We start from the raw sequence: 26,758 nt of genomic DNA, 5'->3' as shown, positions 1-26,758 counted from the left end.
GCTGCGATCTTTTGATCTTGTTTTTAAGATCAAGATCAAAAGATCGCAGCCTGCGGCAGCTCCTACAGGGTGACTTTTATTTAGTTCGTTAAAAACGAAGTATAACCGCTAAAAATACGAATTTTCCTGAAGTATTCAATTGCCTAGAATCCCTCGCTATCAACGGGCCATCGTGTCGGCTGCGTTCGTTATATCGAGGAAAAAACACCATGAAACTCAAAGCTACGGCCTTATTGATCACCTCCTTGCTGGTGCTGGCCGGTTGCGACCAGGCAGAAAAAAGCGCCCAGCAGTTGATGGGCAAGGCTGCCGAAAGCGCGAAACAGGCAATCGACGACACCCACAAGGCCGCCGAGCAAGCGCTCAGCGATGCCACCGGTGGGTTGATCAGCAAAAAAGAGTCGTCGGAAAAAGAGGCGGAAAAATCCGCATCGTCCTCCCAGGAAATCTAAACCGTCTTACAGCGAGTCAGGACTGACCCATGGAATACCTTTTACAGTTAGCCGCCAGCCCCACTGCCTGGGTCGCCCTGGCCACCCTGGTGGTGATGGAAATCGTGCTCGGCATCGATAACCTGATCTTCATCTCGATCCTGACCAACAAACTGCCCGAGCAGCATCGGCAGAAGGCGCGGCGCATCGGTATCGGCATGGCGTTGATCCTGCGACTGGGCTTGCTGAGTACCATTGCATTCATCGTCCAGCTGACCGCGCCGGTCATTGAGATCTTCGGCCACGCATTCTCCTGGAAGGACATGATCCTGATCGCTGGCGGCTTGTTCCTGTTGTGGAAAGCCACCACCGAGATCCATCACAGCATGGACCCGGCGCCGGAAGATCCGAAGTCGGCGACCTCGACGGTGACCCTGGGCTTTGCCGCGGCGATCGGTCAGATCCTGATGCTGGACATGGTGTTCTCCATCGACAGCATCATTACCGCTGTCGGCATGACCGAGCATTTGCCGATCATGATCATTGCCGTGGTGGTGTCGGTGCTGGTGATGTTGCTGGCGGCTGATCCGTTGGCCAAGTTCATCAATGACAACCCGACAGTTGTCATGCTGGCACTGGGCTTCCTGATCATGATCGGCATGACGCTGATCGCCGAAGGTTTCGGCGCCCACGTACCGAAGGGCTACGTTTATGCGGCGATGGCGTTCTCGGCAGCGATCGAGGTGCTGAACATGATGTCCCGCCGGGCTCGGCAGAAGCGGGTTACCGCTGAGGCTTGACCCTCGCTGAAATGAAAAGGCCGCCTGGACTCCAGGCGGCCTTTTTTTGAACCGGTTTTTTGGCTGAGCAAGGCTTTCGCTCAGTGGACAGTGGCGTGTGATGCGCTGGCTTCGTCGGTTTTTTCCATAGGTTTCGGCTGGACAGGGTGATGGTGCCGGCGGGTAATGCGCAGAACGCCCCATAACATGGCTGCGGCTACGGCCAGCCAGCCAGAAATCAACATTACGATTGTCATTGCCAGGCTCATCGAGGCCTCCTCTTTGCCCTGCGGCGGGCACACGCGCTGTGCAAGTGACAGTCTAGTCGCTGGCGTGTTTCAGGCTATTGACCAAAGGTCGGCGGCCACCAACCAGTTTGCTCTATCGGATGCCCTCAACTGCCGGTTAAGGCTATACCGCTGTGGTGAGGAGCCCTATTATCGACGGCCAAGCCGGGAATTGGATTGCCTGGCATCTGAATGAGAGAGTGATGATGGTGCGAGTAATTTCTCGATTGCTATCGGCAGCACTGATTGTGGGCTGTGTTGCCAGTCTGGCGGGATGCGCCGGGAGCGTTTCGCCGCAGATCCAGCGTCTGCCGGAGCGCGTCGAACTCAGCGGGCGATTCTATAAGGGCGTAGCGAATCAAAGCGGGCCACAGGTGCTGGCGAGTATGCTGTCGCAACAGGGCATCGTGATCACCCCGGGCTTGCTCGACAAACCCTTGCATCTGCCGGGTGGCGAGGCGCAATTGCAACAGAGCATGCAGAACCTCGCCCGCGAGTACGGGATGATGGTTTATCCCCTCGACAGCAATCTGCCCGCCTTGCTGACCCAGGTCGCGGCCGGTTACCCGGTGATGGTGCGCTTCACTGAAGGCTCGGCGCTCTGGGCCGAACCGCGCTACGCGATTTTGAGTGGATACAACCGTCAGAAGCAGACCGTCTTGCTGCGTGCAGGCATGGATCAGCGGCTGATGATGGGTTTTGGTTCGTTCGAATCGGCGTTCAAGGACGCCGGCGGATGGGCCGTGTTGATTCAGAATCCGACCCAGCTGCCCGCTCAGGTTGATCAGCAACGCTGGCTCAAGGCGGCCAACGACCTTGCCCAAGCGGGCCAGGAACAGGCTGCCGCCAAGGCGAAAAAAGCGCTGGTAGCGCAGTAAGCCCGTTCGTCACTCGCCGGGCACCTGCGGCCGTTGCCAACCTCTTATCTTAAAGGCCCGGATTTTCCCGGGCTATCAGGAGGTGTCATGGCCCATTCCAATACCCCCGACGGCCCTCACTCATCCGAGCATTCGTCTGGCGATGAGTTGGGGTTCGATCCCGACTCCCCGGACCTTGCCGATCCGGCGGTCGACCCAATCGGGCCAGCCAAGGCCCCGAGGGATGTGAAGCCGGGTGACAACTCAAAGGCTCCGGCCAAACCCTACGATCCATTGGGTAATCTCAAACCCTAATCCTATTGGAGGTGCGTATGTCTACCGATTCGAGCTTCAACGACGAACGTCCGGAAACCGTACCGACTACGCCCGAGAAGGACATGGATCCGGTGATGGACCCGAACAGTCCGTTGCGCGATCCGCTGGCGCGGCCGACGGTGGTGCCGACCGAACATCCACAAGGCTGGCACGACCCCAGCAAGGGTGACGGTATTCCTGATGATGACCAGATGCCGCTGCCTAATGATTGATTGCGGGGAGGTGGTCCAATTTCGGCGGGGCCCATCGCAGCGATTTGATCGTTCCCACGCTCTGCGTGGGAACGCCGTCAGGGACGCTCCGCGTTCCGCAGACGACGCATCATGTGAGCCGTGCGCAACGGTGACGCGGAGCGTCACAGGATGCATTCCCACGCGGAGCGTGGGAACGATCATAAGCCTTCGATATCCGCCTGCTTACTTCGAGGCCTCAACAACACCACTCTGGCGCTGCTTGAGGTTCTTGTCCGATTTGTACTGCAAGGCCGCAGAAGCCACGGCGGCGCTCTTGCCGGTTTCGACCCAATTGCGGATGCGGGCGGCGTCGGCAAAGTGTGTGTACTTGCCGTAGGCGTCCAGGAGCACCAGCGCAACCGGACGATTGCTCATCCGGGTCACCAGCACCAGGCAGTGACCTGCTTCATTGGTAAAACCGGTCTTGGTCAGCTGGATATCCCAGTCCGGCTTGCGCACCAAATGGTCGGTGTTGCGAAAACCCAGGCTATAAATGGGTTTGCGGAAGGTGACGGTTTTTTCCTTGGTGGTGCTCAGCTCTGTTAGCAGCGGGTATTTGTGCGCGGCGATCAACAGTTTACTCAAGTCGCGCGCGGTCGAAACGTTGCGCGGGGAGAGGCCGGTCGGCTCCACGAAATGGGTGTTGGTCATGCCCAGGGCCCGGGCCTTGGCATTCATCGCGGCAATGAACGCGGCATATCCGCCCGGATAGTGATGCGCCAGGGTCGCGGCGGCGCGGTTTTCCGAGGACATCAGGGCAATCAGCAGCATTTCCCGGCGTGGCAGTTCGCTGCGCAGCTTGACCCGGGAAAACACGCCTTTCATTTCCGGTGTGTCGCTGATGTTGACGTCAATGAATTCGTCCATGTTCTGCCGCGATTCAACCACGACCAGCCCCGTCATCAGTTTACTGACGGAAGCAATCGGTACCACCACGTCCGGATTGCTGGCATAGATGATTTTGTTGGTCTGCATGTCCAGCAACAAGGAGCTGCCGGAAGCGAGTTTGAGTTGTGCGGTGTCTCGAGGCGCTGCGGTGGTAGTGTCGCCCGCGGTGGCGTTTGGCGTGATGAAAGTCCCTGTAACTGCAAAAAATAGGCTCAGGATGGAAAGACGGATTTTCACGCTGGCAGACTCAATGATGTGTTGATAAGCCGTTTTGTAACGGGCTATTTCTTAAAAAGCGCGACATTCTGGAGTATGGCTGAATAACTGTCGATGGTTGTTCGAGGACGGGGTGAAAGACCCTGTAAACATGAAAAAAAAGTCACTTTCCGGCGGATGGTCGATCCGGTTTCGCGGGCAAAAAGAACCCCGCCATGGGCGGGGTTCCTTGTGTCGCGGGTGACCTTTTGCCTTAAGCCTCAGCTGTGCAGGGTTTCTGCGGCGTACAGCGTGTTTTCCAGAAGGCAGGCGCGAGTCATTGGGCCGACGCCACCTGGCACGGGAGTGATCCACCCGGCGCGGGGCAGGGCGGTTTCATAGATCACGTCACCCACCAGCTTGCCGTCTTCCTGGCGGTTGATGCCGACGTCGATCACGATCGCGCCTTCCTTGATCCACTCACCTTTTACCAGGCCTGGCTTGCCAGCGGCGACGACCACCAGGTCGGCGCGGCCGACATGATCGGCCAGGTCATTGGTGAAGCGGTGGGTCACGGTCACGGTGCAACCGGCCAGCAGCAATTCCATCGCCATCGGGCGTCCGACGATATTGGAAGCGCCGACCACTACCGCGTTCATCCCGTACAGATTGGCACCGGTGCTTTCCAGCAAGGTCATGATGCCTTTTGGCGTGCATGGGCGCAGCAACGGGATCCGTTGGGCAAGGCGACCGACGTTATAAGGATGAAAGCCATCGACGTCTTTATCCGGACGAATGCGCTCCAGCAATTTGGAGGCGTCCAGGTGTTCGGGGAGAGGAAGTTGAAGCAGGACGCCGTCAATCGCCGGATCGTCATTGAGGCGATCGATCAGGTCGGCCAGCGCTTGCTGAGTGGTGTCGGAAGGCAGGTCATAGGCCTGGGACAGGAAGCCGACCTCTTCACAGTCTTTACGCTTGTGCGAGACATAAACCTGAGAGGCAGGATCGCTGCCGACCAGGATCACCGCGAGGCCGGGCGTGCGCAGGCCTTGCTGGCGACGCTCGTTGACGCGTTGGGCGATCTGCTGGCGCAGGCTGGCGGCGATCGATTTGCCGTCGATAAGTTGTGCAGTCATTGCGCGTGATTAACCATCGAGAGGGGAAAAAAAGAGAGCGTATTCTCGCATGTCATGCGGTGAGGGCAAAGGCGCTTGGTCTGCAAATTCCGCTAACCCCTTTAATTAAATGAATTTTTTTCAAAAAGGATTTGACGACCTGCAGGGGGCTCTATACTATTCGTCGCACTTGTCGGGCACAGCCTAGCACTGGTTGAGAAGGTTGAGCGGGATTACGGTTCTGCAAGACTGAAAAGCACTTAGTTTGTAGTCCTCCAAGAGTACAGATTAACAAGGCGCCCGTAGCTCAGCTGGATAGAGCATCCGCCTTCTAAGCGGATGGTCGCAGGTTCGAGTCCTGCCGGGTGCGCCATTAGGCAGCTTTGGCACAAGTAACGCGATATGGTGGGCGTAGCTCAGTTGGTAGAGCACGGGATTGTGACTCCCGTTGTCGTGGGTTCGATCCCCATCGTCCACCCCATATTTCGAAGGGCGCCAGATTAACAGTCTGGCGCCTTTGCTTTAAAGGCTTCATCTCGCGGATGTGGTGGAATTGGTAGACACACTGGATTTAGGTTCCAGCGCCGCGAGGCGTAAGAGTTCGAGTCTCTTCATCCGCACCAAACAAGACTTCGTCCATGCCGCCTGGCTTGGTCGAGGTTCAACAAAGAAGTGATTTGGCTTCTTTGGCACGCAATATGGTGGGCGTAGCTCAGTTGGTAGAGCACGGGATTGTGACTCCCGTTGTCGTGGGTTCGATCCCCATCGTCCACCCCATATTTCGAAAAGGCGCCAGATTAATAGTCTGGCGCCTTTTTTGTTTCAGCGGTTTCAGCGACCGCCGGTTCCGGGTCGCAAGGGCAGGGCGTTTCGTCGTTTTTATGTTTCCCGATGATGCCGTGCTGCCCGCCGGCCTTGTTCGCAAGATCGGCTGTCAGGGAGATGCTTGGCAACCTCCTCCATATAAGGAAGGGTTGGCGCAGAGCCTTGGCGTGAATGGCTGTATTTGCCACCGGGGCGAGGTGCACTCGTGCATTCGCACCTATAAATTGCCTGCTGCGTTTTTACCCGTTTTCAGTAGGGTGACTTCTTGAGTTTGACCCACTAGAATGCATGCCCTTGATTCTGGGGTCGGAAACGGCCGGCTAACGTCTGTGCAACGAGGAATATCCATGCAAGTTTCTGTTGAAAATACTTCTGCTCTTGAGCGCCGCATGAGCATCACCGTGCCGGCTGAGCGCATCGAGACTCAGGTCAACAAGCGTCTGCAGCAGACTGCCCAAAAGGCCAAGATTGCTGGCTTCCGTCCAGGCAAAGTGCCAATGAGCGAAATCAAGCGTCGTTTTGGCGCTGAAGCTCGCCAGGAGGCGGTAGGCGACGTCATCCAGTCTTCCTTCTACGAAGCTGTGGTTGAGCAGAAGCTGAACCCGGCTGGTTCGCCTTCGATCGAGCCTAAATCCCTGGAAGCAGGCAAGGACCTGGAATACGTCGCTGTATTCGAAGTGTTCCCTGAGTTCACCGTTGCCGGTTTCGAAGGTATCACCGTAGAGCGCCTGAGCGCTGACGTGGCTGATGCCGATCTGGACAAGATGCTGGACATCCTGCGCAAGCAGAACACCCGTTTCGAAGTGGCCGATCGCGCTGCCCAGAACGAAGACCAGCTGAACATCGATTTCGAAGGCAAGGTCGACGGTGAAGTATTCGCTGGCGGTTCCGCCAAGGGCACCCAGCTGGTGCTGGGTTCCGGCCGCATGATCCCAGGCTTCGAAGACGGCCTGGTTGGCGCTAAAGCCGGTGAAGTGCGCGTCCTGAACCTGACTTTCCCAGAGGACTATCAGAATCTGGACCTGGCTGGCAAAACCGCCGAGTTCACCGTGACCGTCAACACCGTTTCCGAGCCAAAACTGCCTGAGCTGAACGAAGAGTTCTTCGCGCAGTTCGGCATCAAGGAAACCGGTCTGGAAGGCTTCCGCGCCGAAGTTCGCAAGAACATGGAGCGCGAACTGCGTCAGGCGATCAAATCCAAGGTCAAGAATCAGGTTATGGACGGTCTGCTGGCCACCAACCCGATCGAAGTGCCAAAGGCTCTGCTGTCCAACGAAGTTGACCGTCTGCGCGTGCAGGCTGTTCAGCAGTTCGGCGGCAACATCAAGCCTGACCAACTGCCGGCCGAGCTGTTCGAAGAGCAAGCCAAGCGCCGTGTTGTCCTGGGCCTGATCGTGGCTGAAGTGGTCAAGCAATTCGACCTGAAGCCTGACGAAGCCCGCGTTCGCGAGATGATTCAGGAAATGGCTTCGGCTTATCAGGAGCCTGAGCAAGTTGTGTCCTGGTACTACAAGAACGACCAGCAACTGAACGAAGTTCGTTCGGTTGTGCTGGAAGAGCAAGTTGTGGATACTGTTCTGCAGAAAGCTAGCGTGACCGACAAATCGGTCTCTTACGAAGAAGCGGTCAAGCCGGTAGAAGCTCCACAAGCCGACTGATCATTTTTGCGCTAAGAAGCACACACCATAAGCCAGCTCTCGAGCTGGCTTATGCGTATTCAAGACATAACTATTTGGGAGTGACTGCAGAGCATGTTCCGTAATTCGTATATTCAGCAGAACTCTGATATCCAGGCCGCAGGCGGCCTGGTCCCGATGGTTGTCGAGCAGTCCGCTCGTGGCGAGCGCGCCTACGACATCTACTCGCGCCTCCTCAAGGAGCGAGTGATCTTTCTGGTGGGCCCCGTAGAGGACTACATGGCCAACCTGATCTGTGCGCAACTGCTGTTCCTTGAAGCGGAAAACCCGGACAAGGACATCCATCTCTATATCAACTCCCCGGGTGGTTCGGTGACGGCGGGCATGTCGATCTACGACACCATGCAGTTCATCAAGCCCAACGTGTCGACCACCTGTATCGGCCAAGCGTGCAGCATGGGTGCGTTCCTGCTGACGGCCGGTGCCAAAGGCAAGCGTTACTGCCTGCCGAACTCGCGTGTGATGATTCACCAGCCTCTGGGCGGTTTCCAGGGCCAGGCGTCGGACATCGAAATCCACGCCAAGGAAATTCTTTTCATTCGTGAGCGTCTCAACACGCTGATGGCCAAGCACAGCGGGCGCACCCTTGAAGAAATCGAGCGCGATACCAACCGCGATAACTTCATGAGTGCAGAAGCCGCGCGTGAGTACGGGTTGATCGATGAAGTGATCAACCAGCGCCCCGCGTAAATAAGCAGCTCAAAATAAGGCTGGTCGGCAAGTCCGATCACCGGCGGGCTTGAAAAAGCCCGCAATAGCCTTCATCTTGTGTTGCAAGCCTATCGGATTTGGATCGAACGAATGACTGACACCCGCAACGGCGAGGACAACGGCAAGCTGCTCTATTGCTCCTTCTGTGGCAAAAGCCAGCATGAAGTGCGCAAATTGATTGCCGGCCCCTCGGTCTTTATCTGCGACGAGTGCGTCGACCTGTGCAATGACATCATCCGTGAGGAGGTGCAGGAAGCCCAGGCCGAAAGCAGCGCGCATAAATTGCCTTCGCCTAAAGAAATCAGCGGCATCCTTGATCAATACGTGATTGGTCAGGAGCGTGCGAAAAAGGTTCTGGCCGTAGCGGTGTACAACCACTACAAACGCCTGAACCAGCGTGACAAAAAGAGCGACGACGTCGAACTCGGCAAGAGCAACATCCTGCTGATCGGCCCGACAGGCTCGGGTAAGACCCTGCTTGCCGAAACACTGGCCCGCTTGCTGAACGTTCCGTTCACCATCGCCGACGCAACCACCCTCACCGAGGCGGGTTATGTCGGTGAAGATGTCGAGAACATCATTCAGAAGCTGCTGCAGAAGTGCGATTACGACGTGGAAAAGGCCCAGATGGGCATTGTCTACATCGATGAAATCGACAAGATTTCGCGCAAGTCTGACAACCCGTCGATCACCCGGGACGTTTCCGGCGAAGGCGTGCAGCAGGCCCTGCTCAAGTTGATCGAAGGCACGGTCGCTTCCGTTCCGCCTCAGGGTGGTCGCAAGCATCCGCAGCAGGAATTCCTTCAGGTCGACACCCGTAACATCCTGTTCATCTGCGGTGGCGCATTCTCCGGTCTGGAAAAGGTCATCCAAAACCGTTCCACCAAGGGCGGCATCGGTTTTGGCGCGGAAGTTCGCAGCAAGGAAGAAGGCAAGAAAGTCGGTGAGTCCCTGCGTGAAGTCGAGCCTGACGATCTGGTCAAGTTCGGTCTGATCCCGGAATTCGTCGGTCGTCTGCCGGTTTTGGCGACGCTGGACGAGCTTGATGAGGCTGCGTTGATGCAGATCCTCACCGAGCCGAAAAATGCGCTGACCAAGCAATACGCCAAGCTGTTCGAGATGGAAGGCGTGGACCTGGAATTCCGGGCCGACGCACTGAAATCGGTCGCAAAACGCGCGCTGGAACGCAAGACCGGTGCCCGTGGATTGCGTTCGATCCTCGAAGGTGTGTTGCTCGATACCATGTACGAAATCCCCTCGCAGTCCGAGGTGAGTAAAGTGGTGATCGATGAAAGCGTCATAGAAGGCAAGTCCAAGCCACTGTATATCTATGAAAACAGTGAGCCTGCTGCCAAGGCCGCGCCAGACGCCTAAGCGTTGCGCAGTCGGTACAAAGAAGGGGCCTTCGGGCCCCTTTGCTTTTAGTACTTTTTAACACTGTCTTTGTGCTTGTTTTTTTTGAAGGCAGACCCCATCTTGGTTTCAAGCTTACTTCCATCTGTTTCCGGCCTTATGGCCGCCGTAGAGGCGAAATCATGAAGACAACCATCGAATTGCCTCTCCTGCCATTGCGTGATGTCGTGGTTTATCCGCACATGGTTATCCCGCTGTTCGTGGGGCGCGAGAAATCCATCGAAGCCCTCGAGGCAGCGATGACGGGCGACAAGCAGATCCTTCTGCTGGCCCAGAGAAACCCTGCCGACGACGATCCGGGTGAAGACGCACTTTATCGCGTGGGTACGATTGCGACCGTTCTGCAGCTGCTCAAGCTGCCTGACGGCACGGTCAAGGTTCTGGTCGAAGGCGAGCAGCGCGGCGCCGTGGAGCGCTTTAGCGAAGTGGATGGCCACTGCCGCGCCGAAGTTTCGTTGATCGACGAGGTCGATGCGCCAGAGCGCGAGTCGGAAGTGTTTGTCCGCAGCCTGCTGTCGCAGTTCGAACAGTATGTGCAGCTGGGCAAGAAAGTCCCTGCCGAGGTCCTGTCGTCGCTCAACAGCATCGATGAGCCAGGTCGCCTGGTGGACACCATGGCCGCGCACATGGCGCTGAAAATCGAGCAGAAGCAGGAAATTCTCGAAATCATCGATTTGTCGGCCCGTGTAGAGCACGTGCTGGCTTTGCTGGATGCCGAGATCGACCTGCTGCAGGTCGAAAAACGCATTCGCGGTCGTGTCAAAAAACAAATGGAGCGCAGTCAGCGCGAGTACTACCTGAATGAGCAGATGAAGGCCATTCAGAAAGAGCTTGGTGACAGCGACGAAGGGCACAACGAAGTCGAAGAGCTGAAAAAGCGCATCGATGCCGCCGGCCTGCCAAAAGACGCCCTCGCCAAGGCGACGGCCGAACTGAACAAGCTAAAGCAGATGTCGCCGATGTCCGCTGAGGCGACCGTGGTGCGTTCCTACATCGACTGGCTGGTCCAGGTGCCGTGGAAGGCACAGAGCAAGGTACGCCTTGATCTGGCGCGCGCAGAAGACATTCTCGACGCCGATCACTACGGCCTCGAAGAGGTCAAGGAACGCATTCTCGAATACCTCGCCGTGCAAAAGCGCGTGAAGAAGATCCGGGGTCCGGTATTGTGCCTGGTCGGTCCTCCAGGGGTGGGTAAAACGTCCCTGGCAGAGTCGATTGCACACGCCACCAACCGTAAATTCGTGCGGATGGCCCTCGGCGGCGTGCGCGATGAAGCGGAAATTCGTGGCCATCGCCGTACTTACATCGGTTCGATGCCAGGAAGATTGATTCAAAAGATGACAAAAGTGGGTGTGCGCAACCCGCTGTTCCTGCTCGATGAAATCGACAAGATGGGCAGCGACATGCGTGGTGATCCGGCATCGGCATTGCTGGAAGTGCTCGATCCGGAGCAGAACCACAATTTCAACGATCACTATCTGGAAGTCGACTACGACCTGTCCGATGTGATGTTCCTGTGCACCTCCAACTCCATGAACATTCCACCCGCCCTGCTGGACCGGATGGAAGTCATTCGCCTGCCCGGTTACACGGAAGACGAGAAGATCAACATCGCCGTCAAATACCTCTCGCCGAAACAGATCACGGCCAACGGCCTGAAGAAAGGCGAGCTGGAATTCGACGCTGAAGCGATCCGCGACATCATCCGCTACTACACCCGCGAAGCCGGTGTGCGGGGCCTGGAGCGCCAGATTGCCAAGGTCTGCCGCAAGGCTGTGAAAGAGCATGCGCTGGAAAAACGCTTCTCGGTGAAAGTGACGGCGGACATGCTCGAGCACTTCCTGGGCGTGCGCAAATTCCGCTACGGCCTGGCAGAACAGCAGGACCAGATCGGTCAGGTCACTGGCCTGGCGTGGACTCAGGTGGGCGGCGAATTGCTGACTATCGAAGCGGCTGTCGTTCCGGGCAAAGGCCAACTGATCAAGACCGGTTCCCTGGGTGACGTGATGGTCGAATCGATCACCGCAGCCCTGACCGTTGTTCGCAGCCGTGCCAAGAGCCTGGGGATCCCCCTGGACTTCCACGAGAAGCGCGACACGCACATCCACATGCCGGAAGGGGCGACCCCCAAAGACGGCCCGAGCGCGGGCGTAGGCATGTGCACGGCGTTGGTGTCGGCACTGACCGGCATTCCAGTACGCGCTGATGTTGCCATGACGGGTGAAATTACCCTGCGTGGCCAGGTATTGGCGATCGGCGGCTTGAAGGAAAAACTGCTGGCGGCGCATCGAGGCGGAATCAAGACCGTGATCATTCCTGAAGAGAATGTTCGCGATTTGAAGGAAATTCCGGACAATATCAAGCAAGATCTTCAGATTAAACCAGTTAAATGGATTGACGAGGTCCTGCAAATTGCGCTGCAATACGCCCCGGAGCCCTTGCCGGATGTGGCTCCGGAGATAGTCGCGAAGGATGAAAAACGCGAGTCGGATTCTAAGGAAAGAATTAGCACGCATTAGTACGTATTTGCCTGGGGGGCTTCCTTGACAGCTTTTTAGAGCCCTTGTTATAAAGCGGCTCTTAAGTGTCTGTAGGCCATTCAGCACTCGTTTTTGCTTTCACCAAAAAACTTAGAATCATACTCAAATAGATATAAGGGGACTTAGAGTGAACAAGTCGGAACTGATTGATGCTATCGCTGCATCCGCTGATATCCCGAAAGCTGCTGCTGGCCGTGCGCTGGACGCTGTAATCGAATCCGTCACTGGCGCTCTCAAGGCCGGCGACTCCGTGGTTCTGGTTGGTTTCGGTACTTTCTCCGTAACTGATCGTCCAGCTCGCATCGGTCGTAACCCACAGACCGGTAAGACACTGGAAATCGCAGCTGCCAAAAAACCAGGCTTCAAAGCTGGTAAAGCACTGAAAGAAGCTGTCAACTAAGTTCCAATCAGGTTTTTGCCTATCCGGGTCGGGGTCATGCCTGACCTGGCAGCGGAGCGGTAGTCCAGTCGGCAGGTTGCCGGTTCGAGACACCGAGGCTCGCAAGGTCGAGTCATCGGTCCGCTCCGCCAGTTACGAGAAGGCGCATCCTCGGATGCGCCTTTCTTCTATCCGGATTCTACCCACGCTCCACGGTTGCCTAATTTGAAGTTCAACCGTTTATGGGGGACGCATGCTGCAAAATATCAGGGACAATTCACAAGGCTGGATTGCCAAGACCATTATCGGGGTCATCGTTGCACTGATGGCTTTGACCGGTTTCGACGCCATTTTCCAGGCTACGACGCACAAAAACGAGGCGGCGAAGGTCAATGGTGACGAAATCAGCCAAAACGAGCTGAGCCAGGCGGTCGATATGCAACGCCGTCAACTCATGCAACAGCTGGGCAAGGATTTCGACGCCTCCTTGCTGGACGAAAAAATGCTGCGCGAATCGGCCCTCAAAGGCCTGATTGACCGCAAGCTGCTGTTGCAAGGCGCAGAAAATTCCAAATTCGCTTTCTCCGAGGCGGCGCTGGACCAGGTCATCCTGCAAACGCCTGAATTCCAGGTGGATGGCAAGTTCAGCCCTGAGCGTTTCGACCAGGTGATTCGCCAACTGGGCTACAGCCGCATGCAATTCCGCCAGATGCTGGCTCAGGAAATGCTGATCGGACAACTGCGCGCGGGTGTGGCGGGTAGCGGTTTCGTCACCGACGCCCAGGTCATGGCCTTCGCCCGTCTGGAAAAACAGACCCGCGATTTCGCCTCCCTGAGCATCAAGGTCGACCCGACAGCCGTGAAGCTGACCGACGAAGAGGTCAAGGCCTACTACGACGAGCATGCCAAGGAATTCATGACGCCGGACCAAGTGGTCATCGATTACCTGGAGTTGAAGAAGGCTTCCTTCTTTGATCAGGTCAGCGTCAAGGACGAAGACCTGCAGGCGGCGTATCAGAAAGAAACTGCGAACCTGTCCGAGCAACGCCGGGCTGCGCACATTCTGATCGAAGTGAACGACAAGACGACCGAAGCGCAAGCCAAGGCCAAAATCGACGAGATCCAGGCCCGCCTGAACAAGGGCGAGCAATTCGAGGCCCTGGCCAAGGAGTTCTCCCAGGACCCGGGTTCTGCCAACAATGGCGGCGACCTGGGCTTCGCAGGTCCTGGCGTGTACGACCCGGCATTCGAGAAGGCCTTGTACTCGTTGGCCAAGGATCAGGTTTCCGAGCCGGTTCGCACCGACTTCGGTTTCCACCTGATCAAGCTGTTGGGCGTGGAAGCGCCTGAAGTGCCGACGTTCGCCAGCCTGAAAGACAAGCTGACCCGCGAATTGAAGGCCCAGCAGGTCGAGCAGCGTTTCGTTGAAGCGACCAAGCAACTGGAAGACGCCTCGTTCGAAGCGTCCGACCTGGTCCAGCCTGCGCAGGACTTGAAGCTTACCGTTCACACCTCCAAGCCGTTCGGCCGCGAGGGTGGCGAAGGCATTACGGCCAACCGTGCCGTGGTCACCGCAGCCTTCAGCCCGGAAGTACTGGATGAGGGTGCCAACAGCACCGCCATCGAGCTCGACCCCGAAACCGTGATCGTGTTGCGCGCCAAGGAGCATCTGAAGCCTGCGCAACTGCCATTGGAAAAGGTCGAGGGTCCGATCCGTGAGCAATTGGCCAGGGAGCACGCCAGCGCTGCTGCCAAGACCAAGGCTGACGAGCTGATTGCCAGCTTGCGTGATGGCAAGACGCCATTGAACAGCCCGATCGACGGTCAGAACTGGAAGGTAACCGAAGCCGCGACTCGCACTCAGGAAGGGCTGGACCCGACTGTGCTGCAAGCGTTGTTCCGCATGCCAAAGCCTGCCGCCAAGGACAAGCCGACCTTCAGCAGTGTCACGTTGCCTGATGGCAGCCTGATGATCGTGCGTCTGAACGGCGTGAACGAGGCCGCAACGCCAACTGAAGAAGAGAAGGCTCAATACCGTCGCTTCCTCGCTTCGCGCGTTGGCCAGCAAGACTTTGCGGCTTACCGCAAGCAGCTGGAAAGCCAGGCCGAGATCAAGCGTTTCTGATCTGCCCACGCGCTTTTTGCATGAAACGAAGACCCCGGCCGCAAGGCCGGGGTTTTTTTTCGGCTGCATTGCGCCATTCAGGCAATTTTCTCCCGACCATCGGGTCAACAGTGCTGTAACCGTTTTAAGACACAATCGGTGCGCCGCTAAGCATCGATCTGTTGCACAATACGCCCCGAACCGTTTCTCTCAGGATGTTCAATGTTTAAATCAATTCCCATGCGGGTTGTCGGGCTGGCCTTGGTGCTGGCTGCTGCTGCCGGTTGTTCGTCGAAGAAAGCCGCCATCTACGAGCATGAGAACTTCGATGATTCCGGAACGTTTTCCCGTAACTATCCAGTGACCGACTCGGTCTCCTGTGAAGCCGCTCGTCGGGCCTTGCTGAGCCAGGGCTATATCATCACCAGCAGTGATCCCAAGCTGGTCAGCGGGCACAAGAGCTTCCAGCAGACCGGTGAAAACCACATGGAGATCAGTTTCAGTGTGGTTTGCGCTGAAGACGGCACTTCGGCGCACCATGCCACCGTGTTCGCCAATGCCCTTCAGGACAAGTATGCGCTGAAGAAAACCAACAACTCGGCAAGCCTCGGTGTTGGCGTGCTTGGCTCGGTGTCGATGCCGATCGGCTCCTCCGACGACTCGATGGTCAAGGTCGCCAGCGAAACCGTCACCTCAGCCAAGTTCTACGAGCGATTCTTCGCCCTGGTCGAGCTGTTCCTGCCCAAGGAAGTGAAGGCAGCGGCGCACATCCCCGAGAAGCCGAAAACCGATCTGGGCGTGCCCGAGCCCAAGGCTGCACCGGCGCCATTGGCCCCGGAAGCTGCGGCACAGCCCGCGCCAGAGGCAGCCAAGGGCGCCGAAGTGACCCCTGCCGCTTCCGAGCCGGTAGCGCCGCCGCCTGAGGCTGCACCCATTACCTCAAGCCCCACTGCCGCGCCAGCGCCTGCCACCGAAGAAGTGATCACGCCACCGGCCAATCCGAGCGACATGGCACCACCTTCGGAGCCGATCCAGGCCATGCCCATCACCGGCCAGTGATGGGCGCGATGGGGCCAGGCCAGCTCATGCTCCGGGCCCCCTCGCCGTAACAAAGATTGATCCGCGTCAAACAGGTCGTCGTCCTGCGGCCTGCCGCAAAAAAAACCTGTGATAAATTCCCAACCGCCTGCTACGTTTTATCTGTAGGCGACGAAGTGTCGTGTCCGCGTCATTTTTCTTTCACGCGGGCACTTTAGGCTCAAGGCGCTGGTCATTTATTCAGACGTTTTTTTATGAGCTGTGGGGGATACGAAAATGGACGACTATCAAGAAGAACTGCTCGAGTATCAGGCGTTTGAGTTGGACCCACCTGAGCCTTCCGAAGACGCAACCGAACTTTGAAGCTTGCTGCCTGCGACTGTTTCCCTGCGACTGCGGCGAAACTCGCCGGGTGTCTGGGCGGTCCAGCGCTTGAAGGCGCGTTGAAAGGCTTCGGCTGAGGCAAAGCCCAACAGGTAGGCGATTTCTCCGAACGCCAATTCAGTGTCGCGGATATAGGTCATGGCCAGGTCGCGACGGGTGTCGTTAAGAATCGCGCGAAATTGCGTGCCTTCTTCAGCGAGTTTGCGGCGCAAGGTCCATACCGGCAGTTTCAGGCGTGTTGCCACTTCTTCCAGGTCGGGCTCCCGGCCGCCATTGAGCAATGGCCCCAGCAGCTGTGTGATGCGTTCACGCAGGCTGCGGGTGCGGGTCAATTGCTCCAGTTCCCGCTCGCACAGTTGCAGCAGGTGTCGCCAGGTGCTGGGGCAATGCTCGGGATTACGCTGGGCAAGGCTGGCCAGGCTCAGGCGCAATTGATTGTGCTCGGCGCCAAACTGGATCGGGCAGTCGCCCAGCACGTCATAGGCCGCGCGGTAGTCGGGCTCCTCGAACTCGATGTCGATACGTTCGGCACGCAGCCGGGCAGGGCTGACGCTGGATAATTGCTGCAACCAGCCGCCGAGGATCGAATCCACCACGAAGCGGTTGTAGCTGTTGTAGGGGCTGATGGAATAGAAGCGCAGCCAGGCACCCTGAGCGTCTTCGTGGAAGCTTGATTGACCGCGGTAGTTGGAGCCATACAAGGCTTCGAATCGAATCAGGCAGCGCGCCGCCTCGCGCACCGTCGGTGCCTGGGCGGCAGTGACGCCGGCAAGGCCGGCCTGGCTCAGGCGGCTGAGCTGGGCCATTTGCAAGCCGAGTGCCGGGTTGCCGGTCAACTGGATGGCCGCGTGGCCCAGGCGCATGTAGCGCGGGATCGAGAGACGGGCACCGGCTTCACTCAGTCGGGCCGCATCAAGGCCATATTGCTCGAGCAGTGGCTGCGGATCTGTGCCGTGGCTGTTCACGGCGTCGGCCAGGCTGTGAACAAAGCCCACCGACAGATCTCCCAGGCGCATCGGGGTGGGTTTCATGGCCTACAGCCAAAGGTTCAACAAGCGCGCGCCACGGGCCTTGCCATCGACGAAATGCTGGCCGTTGCTGCTGAGAAAACTCTGCCCGGCGCTGCCCTGATCCCAGAACTGTCCGCGCAGGAATACGCTCACGCCGGCGATGGCCCGGCTGGCGGGTGCCTGAGTACTCAGGTTCAGGCGCTGCCAGGCCTGGCCTTCACTGATCTCCCCGGCCTTGAGGCTGTCGGAGCCGGGTGTCGATGAGTCCTTGTAGCCACGCCACGGCTGGTCCCAGCTACCGCGGCCAACAACAAACGCCGGGACGGCGACCAGCTGTGCCTGCTGCGTGTCGAGCTTGCGGTAGTTGTCGGGGTACCAGCTGTCGCTGCCGATCAGCACGCCCAGGCGCCCGGCGGGGGTGTCGACGACATTGAGCGTATGTTCGCCGTTGGCCTTGATCGCGTCCTGCTGCTCGAAAACCGGATGCATCTGGCGCTGGGGTTGCCCGATTGGCAGGCCATCGCGGCCAAACACCACGCTGCTGTTGAACAACGCACCACGGCCGATTTTCAGCGTACCGTCGATGACACTGGGCTCGGGCAGCACGATGGAGCCTGCCACCAGGGTGACGTGAAATTCTTTAGCCAGCCCGCCAAACAGCGCCTGGTAATCCTTGGCCATGCCTTTGGCTTTCATGCGCAGGTGCGCGTCCTCGATGCGGCTGTCGCCCTCGGCGCCAATCAGCGCGCGGACGAACTTCAAAGGATTGCTCACGGCCAGCCAGTTCATGGCCTCCTTGAAAGTAGTGGCCTGGTACAACTCGTCTTTTTCGCCGCTGACCATCAACCAGGTGCCCACATGCTCCGGCAATACGACGATGGTTTTTTCATTCAGCAGCCCCTGATCCCGGGCCGTCTGCAAGTAGGCGGCGAGTTTGCGGTGCAGGCGTTCGGGGCTTTGATAGTCGGTGGGAAACAGCTCGGGCTGGATGCCCAGCAAATTGCCACGGTCAGCGGGCGTGCCCTGGTCGACGGCGACATCGATTCGCAGGTCAGAGAGGTAGAGGCCCGTCGGGCGATCCGCGGCCCACATGGCGTAGGTCGTTAGAGCGGCGATCAACGCCATGGAGACAGTCAGGTACAAAAGTTTGCGCATGGGGAACAGTCAGCAGCCGTATGCAGGATTCATGGCTTTTCATCGGATTTGCATCAAGGATAAAGCGAATCACGGGGAGGGTGGGGAAAATTGACAGCGCTCCGGGAAATTGGCCGCGTCGCACTTGCGTCGGTGCTCTGCCTGTTCGCGATAATGCATGTGACAACGTCGGTGAGTGTTTTCGTCAATTGTGCTTCGGTTGTCTCGAGGGTGTACCACTGTGACTGGCCGAACAGCATGGCAATGACTGCGCTGGTGGTGGGGCAGAGGTCGCGAGCGGCTGCGTCTTTCTCGCCGTTCGAGTCAGTGATGATGGCGTTTAAAACAGCGGCGTATTCGTTTCTCAGCTGGATAACCTGTTGCTTCTGATCTTCAGTCAGATTCGTGAACTCGCGGCTGACCAGGGTCAGTTTGTATTTTTCGTTGAAGTTGAAGCTGACGAAGGCTTGAATGAACGACTGAAGACGCCCGCGAGGGCTTCTTGCGCCTTTCATGCGCCGCAGCGTATCCAGCAGCAAGTCCGACAAGGCTGACTCGATCAGCTCGAACAACAGGGCCTGTTTGTTTTCAATGTGATGGTAGAGGGAGCCGGCCTGCAGCCCCAGGTAGCTCGCCAAGTCCCGCAAGCCGATGGCCTGGTAGCCATGTGTGGCGAAGAGTTCGAGTGCCGCGTCGAGCAGTCGATCGCGGGCGCTGTGTACGGGATTGGCTGTTGCGCTGTTGGTAGGCATTGGAGCTCCGTCGACTGGACAATTAAAGCGTGGCCTTGAGCAAACCTATCCCCCGTGGCGATAGCCAGTTTTGCCAGCATGGTGCGCCGTGCGCATCAACAGCAACACCGCGCAAATCACCGGCAGATTCACCAGCAGCAGCGCATACCGCAACGACTCGTGGCCGAACAGCGGTAACAACAGGTCGCTGCACAAACCGGTCAACAATGGCCCGACGCCGATCCCCAGCAGCGTGCTGACGATGGTTTGCAGCGCCATTGCAGTTCCGCGCCTCCCGGCGGGCACCAGCTGCGTGACGAGATTGTAGGAAGGCGCGACCCACCACACGGAAAAGAAGGCATAGAGCGCGCACCAGAGCATGGCGCCTGGAACCGGCACATCACCCAGGCGCACCAGCACGGAGTCGGACCACAGCAGATAGGGGACCAGCGCACAGGTCGCCGCAATGTGGCCCACTACCGGAATGGACACCTGCCAGTGTGGATCGCGGCGGCACAGGCGGTCACTCAACCAACCACTGAGCAGGCCACCGAATCCGGCCGAGGTACCGCAGATCACGCCCGCCAGCAAGCCGGCGTGTTGCAGTGACAAGCCGTGGGAGCGCACCAGGAAACTGGTGTTCCACATCGCAATCGCATAGGAACTGAGCGTGGTCAGGCCGCCAGCGAGGATCAGGCAGCGGTAGGCCGGCAATGCCCAGAGCTTGCGGGCTTCGGCTCCCATGCCAAGCAGTGCGGGCGCTGTGTGGGTATGTGGCGTAAGGTCCCAGCGGCCACGCTGCGGTTCGCGCACGACGAAGGCCAGGATCGTACAGAACACCAGGGCCGGCATCCCCAACGCAATGAACGCACTGCGCCAGCCATAGTGCTCGACCACCCAGGCGCCGATGCTCAAGCCGATGATCGAGGAAAATGTGGGTGCGGCGGTAAAACAGCTGATGGCGAATGAGCGTCGGTGCGTCGGATACAGGTCGGCGATCAGCGACAGCGAGGCCGACGTGGTCGGCGATTCGCTGACGGCAACCAGCATTCGCGCAATGCCCAGCGCGAGGAAACTGCCCGCCCACCCGCACGCCATGGTTGCCACGGCCCAGAGCAGGCAAGACATGGCCAGCAGGCGGATACGCGGCATGCGATCCACCAGCCGCCCGGCCGGCAGGCCCATGAGTGCATAGACCGCCGCGAACGCCAGGCCCGAGATCAGGCCGATGGCGGTATCGCCGACGCCGAATTCGGCTTTGATCGGTTCGACCATGACCGCGAGTATCTGTCGCCCGACGAAGTTGTCGGCGAACACCAAGGCCAGCAGTAACAGCAGGCCATGGCTACCCCAACCGACCGTGGTCGCAGGCAGCGTCCCCTCGCGAGCGGTCATCGCGGTGCCCACAGATCAGGCAAGCCCGGGTCGCTCACGACGATCAGGCGCTTGAGCAAGACTTTCAAGGCTTGCGCATCGGCGGCGCCGAGCTTGGCCGACAGATCCTCTTCCACGGCCTTGGCCAGTGCCAACTGATGCAGGGACACTTCTCGGCCTTGGGCCGTGAGGACAAAACGTGGCGATTGCGCCGGACCCTCGAAGGCCACCAGGCGCTGGCGCTCGAGAAACCGCATGCTGGCCAGGGTCACTTCGCGGCCGGTGTAGGTCACGAAGGTGTTGATTTCCTCCAGCGTCATATCGTCGCGAATACACAAGATCGACAGTACGAAGAACGATTGTTCGTCCAGCTGCTGACTGTTCAGCAGTTGCCGCAGGGCATTGAGTGTCTGGTAATGCCCGCGTCCCAGCAAGTAGCCGAGCAAATCCTCGGTGTAGCTGCACTCGGGCGGTGGCGGCGTGGTCGCCAGGCGTAGCTCGCTGCGGGGCTTGCGCGTGGCCAGGGCATATTGGCCGCTCTGGAACGCCAGCGGGGCGCGGTCACTGTGATCGAAGGCGAGTACCTCGCCGACGAAAATCACATGGTCGCCGCCTTCGTACTGGAACGCCGTACGGCACTGGAAGCGCGCGGTGCAATCTTGCAGCAATGGCGCCTCGCTGATGCCGTTGTCCAGTTCGATCTCGGCGAACTTGTCTTCGCCCTGGGTGGCGAAACGTCCCGAGAGGTTTTCTTGCTCCGTGGACAGCACGTGCACGTTCCAATGCTTGCCGCTGCTGAAGATCGGCAGGCTGCGCGCTTGCTTGGACAAGCTCCAGAGCACCAGCGGCGGGTTGAGCGACACCGAGTTGAAGCTGTTGGCGGTGATGCCCACGGGCGAGCCGTCTTCGGTCTGGGTGGTGATGATCGTGACCCCGGTGGTGAACGTGCCGAGAGCGGCACGAAAGGCCTGGGGATCGAAGCTGATATTTTGCATTGCCATGACTGGCCTCATGGAGTGGAGGTTTTCGTATGGCCAGTATTGGGCGTTTGCAGGCGTTCAACATCGTCTCAACGGACTAACACTAATGCAGGGCCTCGTCCGATCGGACGAGGCGGCGCAGCGGTCTGCGCGGCTAGGGTGGCGCCAGGCGCATCGGGCGCTCAACGGCCATCGAGCCAACCTGCAAGGGGATAACAATGAGTTCAACGATGTCTTGCGACCAAGACCTTTCCAGCCTGCTGACGCGCCAGAAAGAGGCCTTCGCCAGCGCCGGCGGTGTCAGCGCCGACACCCGGCGCCAGCGCCTGCAGCAAGTGATCGACCTGCTGGTCGACAACCATGCGGCATTGACCACGGCCATCGACCTGGACTTTGGCGGACGGCCCGCCGGTTTTTCCTTGATGAATGACGTGCTCGGCGCCCTGGCTTCACTCAAATATGCCCGCGACCATCTGCAAGCGTGGATGCAAGACGAACCGCGCGAAGTGTTTTCCCCTTACGACCAGCTCGGCGCCAGGGCCTGGGTCATGCACCAGCCAAAAGGTACGGTGGGCATCCTGGGGACCTGGAACGCGCCGCTATACACCTTGTTCAGCCCGCTGGCCTCGGCGCTCGCGGCCGGCAACCGGGCCATTCTCAAACCCTCGGAAGTGGTGCCGCGCACCGCCGCACTGGTGGCGCGCCTGTGCGCCGAACACCTCGACCCGCTGGTGGTGGCCGTGGTCAATGGTGGCCCGGAACTGGGCGAGGCCTTCAGCAGCCAACCCTTCGATCACCTGGTGTTCACCGGCAGTACGGCGATTGGCCGGCGAGTGATGGGCAATGCCGCAAAAAACCTGGTGCCGGTGACACTGGAACTGGGTGGCAAGTCGCCGGTGATCGTTTCGGCCACTGCCGACCTGAACAAAACGGCGTTCAGTATCGCCGCAGGCAAGTCCACCAATGGCGGACAGATCTGCATCAATCCGGACCTGGTGTATGTACCCAAGGCCCGACTCGAAGCCTTCCTCGATGCGCTGCGCAGTGCTTATCGCGATCTCAACCCGACGGTAGCCGGCAACCCGGACGTGGTGGCGGTGGTCAACCAGCGTCACCTGGAGCGGGTCGAGGGCCTGGTCGAGGACGCGCAGTTGCGCGGGGCGCGCATCGAGTGCCTGCCTGAACCCCTGGCCCTGGATGCCCATGACCGCCGTCGTCCGCTACGAATCGTAGTGGACCCGGCCCCGGACAGCGAGATCATGCATGAGGAAATCTTCGGTCCGGCCATGGTCGTGCTGAGCTATGACGACCTTGACCAGGTCATCGCGCAAATCAACGCAAGGCCGCGTCCGCTGGCGCTGTACTACTTTGGCGAGGATGCGCGGGAGCAACGTCACGTGCTGGAACACACCCTGTCCGGCGGAGTCACCATCAATGACGTGATGATGCATGCCGCCCTGCACGATGCGCCGTTCGGTGGTATCGGTGCCTCGGGCATGGGTCATTACCATGGCCACGAAGGTTTTCTCGAATTCAGTCACCTGCGCACGGTGTTCAAGGCCTCGGCCCACGACCCACGCCGTGAATGGGGTCTGTTGCCGCCTTACGGCGAGCATTACCTGGCGGCGATGCTGGCCGGCGTCACTCGCGACTAATTCCAGCGTTGGGGGGCCTTGCGCACCCCGTCCGCTGCATGAGACAGGCCATTGATCATGTTCAAGGCAATTACTATCGCTCAGCGCCTGTGGCTCTGGGCGTTGTTGGCCACCTTGTTGTTTGCCCTGGCGGTGTTGTTCGGTGCCTATGGCTTGCAGCAGGCGCGCGACAGTCTGCGGGCTATCAACGAGGACAACCTGGCGACGTTGTTGATGTTCGGCGACATCAGGCAGCGGCTCGATGAAAGCCGGCGCCAGGTCTTGCTGGCGATCCAGCAGGACCCGGAAGGCCCGCTGGTGGCAGCGTTCGATCGTCCGGTGGAAGCCACCCTGAGTGCCATCGAGAGCAATGACCGGGCGCTGACCGAGGTCTGGGCGAGCTATCGCCTGCGCACGTTGAACGGTGAGGAACAACAGGCCGCCGATGCATTCGACAAACACTATCAGGCCTGGCAGGAAGAGTTGGGCATCTTCCTCGATTCCTTGCGCGCCGGTGATTTTCGCCTGCCGGGCATCCTGTCCTATTTGCGCATGGCCGAGCCGGAAGGCAATGCCGCCATGGTTGAACTGAGCAAGCTGCAAGCGCTGCAGAAGGCCAGCGCCTCGCAGGCCTACGAGGCGGCGCAGCGTCGCTATCGTTCAACGCTATTAGCTTACATGGCGCTGGCGGTAGTGGGCGGGCTGGCGGGCAGCCTCACCGCGTTTTCCACTTTGCGTCGGCTCAAGCGTGCGTTTGCCCAGGCGGGTGCCAGCGTGCGGGCCATTGCCAGTGGCGACCTGGTGCAGCCGATCGAGATCAAGGGCGGTGACGAATTCGCACTGATGCTGCGCGACATCGCGCTGATGCGTGACAGCTTGCACGGGCTCATTTCACAAATGCGCGAGCTGGTGCAGCGGGTCAGTCGCGAAGCGGCGCACATGGCCGAATCGGCGGAGTCGGCCTCCACGGCCACCCAGCAGCAGGCGGACGCGGTTCGCGGGATTTCCCGGGCGGTGGAGGACCTGTCGGGGTCGATCGGCGAAGTGGACAATCAGGTTGGCGTGTCTCGCGACATCACCCAGCATTCAGCACAGCGCTCGGGCAAGAGCGAGGGGTTTATTCGCGACATGGCCCAGGAGATGAATCGCATTAGCGACGTGATCAGCGCCACTGCCGTGCACATTCGCCAACTCGAAGGGTTCTCCGGGGAAATCAGCCACGTGCTCAAGGTGATTCGCAGCATTGCCGAGCAGACCAACCTCCTGGCGTTGAACGCCGCCATAGAGGCTGCCCGGGCCGGTGAGGCGGGGCGCGGGTTTGCCGTGGTAGCCGACGAGGTTCGACTGTTGGCCCAACGCACCGCCAGTTCCATTGGTGAAATCGACCTCACCGTGCAGCGTATTCAAGAAGGCACACTGGCGGTGGTCGACGGCATGGGGCGGGTGGTCAGCCGGGTGCGTGATGGCGTCAACCTGGCCCATGAGGCGGGCGATTCGGTGGCGCAGATTCGCAGTGGCACCGATGATGTGATCCGCAGCGTGGACACCATCGCCACGCTGATCACCGAACAGGTGCGCGTCACTCGGGAAATGGTCGCCAGGGTCGAGAGTGTCTCCAGTGGCACCGGTGCGCTGTCGGCCAATGCCGGGCGCAGCGCGATGGCCGCCGCGGACCTGGAGCAACTAGCGCGGGCGCTGGATCAGTTGTCGGCACGCTTCAATGTCGCTTGAACACCGCAATCCCTGTGGGCGCGAGCCTGCTCGCGAAGAGGTCAGCACATTCAACATCAATGTTGACTGATCCACCGCTTTCGCGAGCAGGCTCGCTCCCACAGGGCGTAAGGCCTGAATACTCTAATAACCCACAATCAGGGCGTGATCACTACCATGGATAACCACGAAAACGCACCACTAAACTCCGCCCCCGGCTGGCCGCGCCGCAGCGTGCTCAAGGCCGGTGCCGTGGCGGTTGGCGTCGGGCTTCTGGGGCGTTTTGCCGACGCCCGCGCGCAAGGGCTTTCGGCCAGCGACTACCAGGCCATGGATGCCTGGGCCATGAGCCAGGCGATCCGCAGCGGCGAGCTGAGTGCCGAGGACCTGCTGGCGGCGACGCTTGCTCGCTATAACGAGGTCAACCCCAGGGTCAATGCGGTAAACATGCTGCACGAAGCCTACGCCCGTGCCTTGATGGCCCAGCGCCGCGAGGCCGGCACTCAAAACCAGGGCGCCCTGGCCGGTGTGCCACTGCTGATCAAGGACCTCAACACCTCACTGCAAGGCACCATCACCAGCAACGGTAGCCGGATGTTCAAGGACACACCGCCCGCCGCCCGCACCAGCACCCTGATCGCTCGCTATGAGCAGGCCGGTGCGGTGCCGTTCGGCAAGACCACGTGCCCCGAGTTCGGCTTGACCACCACCACCGAATCCCTGGCTTGGGGCCAAACCCGTAACCCCTGGAACCTGGCCATGAGCGCAGGCGGCTCCTCCGGTGGCGCGGCAGCGGCGGTAGCGGCGGGGATCGTGCCCGTGGCCCATGCCACCGATGGCGGCGGTTCAATCCGTATTCCGGCCTCGTACTGCGGCCTGGTCGGACTCAAGCCCACTCGCTATCGCACCCCCAGCGGACCGCTGCATTTCGAAGGCTGGTTTGGCGCCAGCGCGGCCAACGTGGTCTCGCGCACCGTGCGCGATACCGCGTTGTTCCTCGATATCGGGCAAGGCCATGAAGCAGGCAGCGCCTATTGGTGCCCGCCCTTGGTAAGACCCTATGTGCAGGAACTGCAGCAAGACCCGGGCAAACTGCGCGTGGCCGTGGTGCGTCAATCGATGACCGGCGCGCCGCTTGAACCGGCGATCGCCGCCACGCTGGAGCAGACCATCAAGCAACTGCTGGCCTTGGGGCACGAGATCGACGAATTGACGCTCAATGTCGATCCACGCCAATTGTTCGGTGCCCATGGCACGGTGATCGGCACAGGGCTGCGGACCCTGATCCACGACCGTGAACAGGCGCTCGGACGCGCGGTTACGGCACAGGACCTGGAAAAGATCACCCTGGTCAATTTGGAGCGTGCGAAGGGCACCAGTGGCGAGGACCTGTATCGCGCCCGCCAATCGTTCGAGAGCATCGGCGCGACCATGGAGCAGCACTTCGAACGCTACGACGTGATCCTCTCGCCCGTTACCGGCAGCCTGACGCCGAAGCTCGGCCTGTTGTCCCTGGATCAACCCTGGGACAGCTACGCCCACAACGCCATGGGCAGCGCGGGCTTCACTGCGCTGGCCAACGTCAGCGGGCAGCCGGCTATCTCGCTACCGTTGGGCCAGAGTGACAACGGCTTGCCGGTGGGCATGATGTTCACTGCCCAGTTGGGTGGTGAGGACGTGCTGTTGCGTCTGGCTAGTCAGTTGGAGCAGGCCCATCCGTGGGCTGCAAGACGCGCTGTGTTGTAAAGGCGTATTGGGATGGGATTGTGTACATATCCGTTTCTCCGGTAACGGCGACGTGCACAGCCTGTAGGAGCCAGCGGTGCGGCGATCCGACTTGCCGGCGAAGGCGTCCTGATAGCCGACCTATTGTTTGTTGTCGGAGTACATATCCATTCCTGCGGTAACGGCCACCTAGGGTTTCGCTCTTACAGCGAGTCACTTGGAAGAGCCCCAAGTAACCAAGGGCTCTT

23 protein-coding genes and 5 tRNA genes are annotated in these 26,758 nt (G+C 59.4%); 20 read left to right on the top strand and 8 right to left on the bottom strand.

The annotated features are described in order from the left end of the window. Positions 1-209 precede the first annotated feature (209 nt). Together QLG10_RS21675 and QLG10_RS21670 are read left to right on the top strand one after the other, a co-directional pair. The gene (locus tag QLG10_RS21675; RefSeq protein WP_110749096.1) at positions 210-452 is read left to right on the top strand and encodes a hypothetical protein; all 243 of its coding nucleotides are present in this window, start codon (positions 210-212) and stop codon (positions 450-452) included. 29 nt (positions 453-481) lie between these two features. After that, the gene (locus tag QLG10_RS21670; protein ID WP_110749094.1) at positions 482-1,231 is read left to right on the top strand and encodes a TerC family protein; all 750 of its coding nucleotides are present in this window, start codon (positions 482-484) and stop codon (positions 1,229-1,231) included. A gap of 80 nt (positions 1,232-1,311) precedes the next feature. Here the strand turns inward: QLG10_RS21670 and QLG10_RS21665 are convergent, their stop codons facing one another. After that, positions 1,312-1,479 (bottom strand): hypothetical protein, encoded by a 168-nt coding sequence (locus QLG10_RS21665; RefSeq protein WP_282487994.1) that lies wholly within the window; start codon positions 1,477-1,479, stop codon positions 1,312-1,314. 167 nt (positions 1,480-1,646) lie between these two features. Here QLG10_RS21665 and QLG10_RS21660 point away from each other — a divergent pair, with 167 nt between their 5' ends. From QLG10_RS21660 to QLG10_RS21650, 3 genes are all read left to right on the top strand, one after another. Then, positions 1,647-2,375 (top strand): peptidase C39 family protein, encoded by a 729-nt coding sequence (locus QLG10_RS21660; protein WP_282487996.1) that lies wholly within the window; start codon positions 1,647-1,649, stop codon positions 2,373-2,375. Positions 2,376-2,462: 87 nt separating this feature from the next. Continuing rightward, positions 2,463-2,669 (top strand): DUF6021 family protein, encoded by a 207-nt coding sequence (locus QLG10_RS21655; RefSeq protein WP_020800926.1) that lies wholly within the window; start codon positions 2,463-2,465, stop codon positions 2,667-2,669. Positions 2,670-2,686: 17 nt separating this feature from the next. Then, the gene (locus tag QLG10_RS21650; RefSeq protein ID WP_110749090.1) at positions 2,687-2,902 is read left to right on the top strand and encodes a hypothetical protein; all 216 of its coding nucleotides are present in this window, start codon (positions 2,687-2,689) and stop codon (positions 2,900-2,902) included. Positions 2,903-3,106: 204 nt separating this feature from the next. On the opposite strand, the gene pbpG is transcribed toward QLG10_RS21650, so the two are convergent. Both pbpG and folD read right to left on the bottom strand, forming a co-directional pair. Further along, complete coding sequence (gene pbpG, locus QLG10_RS21645) at positions 3,107-4,048, bottom strand: D-alanyl-D-alanine endopeptidase (protein WP_282487993.1); 942 nt, start codon at positions 4,046-4,048, stop codon at positions 3,107-3,109. A 239-nt stretch (positions 4,049-4,287) separates the two neighbouring features. Then, positions 4,288-5,142, bottom strand: a complete 855-nt coding sequence (folD, locus tag QLG10_RS21640) for a bifunctional methylenetetrahydrofolate dehydrogenase/methenyltetrahydrofolate cyclohydrolase FolD (protein WP_020800923.1) — start codon at positions 5,140-5,142, stop codon at positions 4,288-4,290. A gap of 275 nt (positions 5,143-5,417) precedes the next feature. On the opposite strand from folD, the gene QLG10_RS21635 reads away from it, so the two are divergent. The 12 genes from QLG10_RS21635 (at position 5,418) to QLG10_RS21580 (ending at position 15,849) form a co-directional block, all read left to right on the top strand. Beyond that, a tRNA-Arg gene (locus QLG10_RS21635) sits at positions 5,418-5,494 on the top strand. Positions 5,495-5,526: 32 nt separating this feature from the next. Beyond that, positions 5,527-5,602, top strand: a tRNA-His gene (locus QLG10_RS21630). Positions 5,603-5,659: 57 nt separating this feature from the next. Beyond that, a tRNA-Leu gene (locus QLG10_RS21625) sits at positions 5,660-5,744 on the top strand. A 78-nt stretch (positions 5,745-5,822) separates the two neighbouring features. Next, positions 5,823-5,898: transfer RNA gene (locus QLG10_RS21620), tRNA-His, on the top strand. A 395-nt stretch (positions 5,899-6,293) separates the two neighbouring features. Then, positions 6,294-7,604 (top strand): trigger factor, encoded by a 1,311-nt coding sequence (gene tig / locus QLG10_RS21615; RefSeq protein ID WP_020800921.1) that lies wholly within the window; start codon positions 6,294-6,296, stop codon positions 7,602-7,604. 93 nt (positions 7,605-7,697) lie between these two features. Further along, positions 7,698-8,333, top strand: a complete 636-nt coding sequence (gene clpP, locus QLG10_RS21610; protein WP_008062468.1) for an ATP-dependent Clp endopeptidase proteolytic subunit ClpP — start codon at positions 7,698-7,700, stop codon at positions 8,331-8,333. A gap of 111 nt (positions 8,334-8,444) precedes the next feature. Next, entirely contained in the window at positions 8,445-9,728 is a 1,284-nt protein-coding gene (clpX, locus tag QLG10_RS21605; protein ID WP_046817996.1) for an ATP-dependent Clp protease ATP-binding subunit ClpX, read from the top strand. Between the two features lie 161 nt (positions 9,729-9,889). Beyond that, positions 9,890-12,286, top strand: coding sequence for an endopeptidase La (lon, locus tag QLG10_RS21600; protein ID WP_033040883.1), 2,397 nt, complete (start codon positions 9,890-9,892; stop codon positions 12,284-12,286). 148 nt (positions 12,287-12,434) lie between these two features. After that, the gene (locus tag QLG10_RS21595; RefSeq protein WP_002552737.1) at positions 12,435-12,707 is read left to right on the top strand and encodes an HU family DNA-binding protein; all 273 of its coding nucleotides are present in this window, start codon (positions 12,435-12,437) and stop codon (positions 12,705-12,707) included. A 53-nt stretch (positions 12,708-12,760) separates the two neighbouring features. Next, a tRNA-Leu gene (locus QLG10_RS21590) sits at positions 12,761-12,838 on the top strand. Between the two features lie 101 nt (positions 12,839-12,939). Beyond that, positions 12,940-14,811, top strand: coding sequence for a SurA N-terminal domain-containing protein (locus QLG10_RS21585; RefSeq protein WP_282487991.1), 1,872 nt, complete (start codon positions 12,940-12,942; stop codon positions 14,809-14,811). Positions 14,812-15,012: 201 nt separating this feature from the next. Beyond that, positions 15,013-15,849: a DUF2242 domain-containing protein gene (locus tag QLG10_RS21580; protein WP_282487990.1), complete on the top strand. Its 837-nt coding sequence runs from the start codon at positions 15,013-15,015 to the stop codon at positions 15,847-15,849. Positions 15,850-16,136: 287 nt separating this feature from the next. Here QLG10_RS21580 and QLG10_RS21575 read toward each other — a convergent pair whose 3' ends face one another. From QLG10_RS21575 to QLG10_RS21555, 5 genes are read right to left on the bottom strand one after another with little or no spacing between them, the layout of a single operon-like run. After that, positions 16,137-17,243 carry an AraC family transcriptional regulator gene (locus tag QLG10_RS21575; protein WP_188264733.1) on the bottom strand — a complete coding sequence of 369 codons (1,107 nt, stop codon included), beginning with the start codon at positions 17,241-17,243 and terminating at the stop codon, positions 16,137-16,139. A gap of 3 nt (positions 17,244-17,246) precedes the next feature. Continuing rightward, the gene (locus QLG10_RS21570) at positions 17,247-18,377 is read right to left on the bottom strand and encodes a carbon-nitrogen hydrolase family protein (protein WP_188264734.1); all 1,131 of its coding nucleotides are present in this window, start codon (positions 18,375-18,377) and stop codon (positions 17,247-17,249) included. Positions 18,378-18,430: 53 nt separating this feature from the next. Further along, positions 18,431-19,108, bottom strand: coding sequence for a TetR/AcrR family transcriptional regulator (locus QLG10_RS21565; RefSeq protein WP_248679496.1), 678 nt, complete (start codon positions 19,106-19,108; stop codon positions 18,431-18,433). Between the two features lie 45 nt (positions 19,109-19,153). Then, positions 19,154-20,482: an MFS transporter gene (locus tag QLG10_RS21560; RefSeq protein WP_110749077.1), complete on the bottom strand. Its 1,329-nt coding sequence runs from the start codon at positions 20,480-20,482 to the stop codon at positions 19,154-19,156. After that, entirely contained in the window at positions 20,479-21,462 is a 984-nt protein-coding gene (locus tag QLG10_RS21555) for a flavin reductase family protein (protein WP_020800912.1), read from the bottom strand. Before QLG10_RS21555 ends, QLG10_RS21560 begins: the two co-directional genes overlap by 4 nt. A gap of 170 nt (positions 21,463-21,632) precedes the next feature. Between QLG10_RS21555 and QLG10_RS21550 the strand changes: the two genes are divergently transcribed. From QLG10_RS21550 to QLG10_RS21540, 3 genes are all read left to right on the top strand, one after another. Continuing rightward, complete coding sequence (locus QLG10_RS21550) at positions 21,633-23,096, top strand: coniferyl aldehyde dehydrogenase (protein WP_282487995.1); 1,464 nt, start codon at positions 21,633-21,635, stop codon at positions 23,094-23,096. A gap of 57 nt (positions 23,097-23,153) precedes the next feature. Continuing rightward, on the top strand, positions 23,154-24,806 hold the full coding sequence (locus tag QLG10_RS21545; RefSeq protein WP_282487989.1) for a methyl-accepting chemotaxis protein: 1,653 nt from the start codon (positions 23,154-23,156) through the stop codon (positions 24,804-24,806). Between the two features lie 156 nt (positions 24,807-24,962). Then, the gene (locus tag QLG10_RS21540; protein WP_110749074.1) at positions 24,963-26,531 is read left to right on the top strand and encodes an amidase; all 1,569 of its coding nucleotides are present in this window, start codon (positions 24,963-24,965) and stop codon (positions 26,529-26,531) included. Positions 26,532-26,758 lie beyond the last annotated feature (227 nt).

This window comes from Pseudomonas sp. V98_8, from assembly GCF_029967975.1.
GTDB lineage: Bacteria > Pseudomonadota > Gammaproteobacteria > Pseudomonadales > Pseudomonadaceae > Aquipseudomonas > Aquipseudomonas umsongensis.
This window is presented reverse-complemented; position numbering and strand designations above follow the sequence as displayed.